This window comes from Shewanella sp. S1-49-MNA-CIBAN-0167 (assembly GCF_040310145.1).
Taxonomy (GTDB): domain Bacteria; phylum Pseudomonadota; class Gammaproteobacteria; order Enterobacterales; family Shewanellaceae; genus Shewanella; species Shewanella psychromarinicola.
This window is the reverse complement of the sequence record NZ_JBEOPO010000537.1, coordinates 1-230: the sequence shown is the minus strand read 5'-3', so window position 1 is coordinate 230 and position 230 is coordinate 1. Positions and strand designations below refer to the sequence as shown.

1 pseudogene is annotated in these 230 nt (G+C 38.3%); it reads right to left on the bottom strand.

Annotated elements, in window-relative coordinates:
- Positions 1-230 (bottom strand): annotated as a pseudogene (locus tag AAEZ00_RS22325) (GGDEF domain-containing protein); the annotation flags it as partial.

The window sequence follows — 230 nt, the reverse complement described above, 5'->3', positions numbered from 1 at the left end:
ACGGTTATACAGTCCGGTGAGTTTATCTGTTTCAGCCATTTTTTGGATTTCTAAATTACGCAGTGCCAGTTTTTGATAAGCTGAAAAACGGGTTTTTTCGTAAAATCTAAACAGTAAAATTTGTGCAATACACACTTCAATAACGTTAAATAATGAGCCGGTGCTAAAGGCCACTGGCTGAGGGTCTTGCGTTTGCAGGTAAACAATAAAAGCACACACACTAAAGCAGA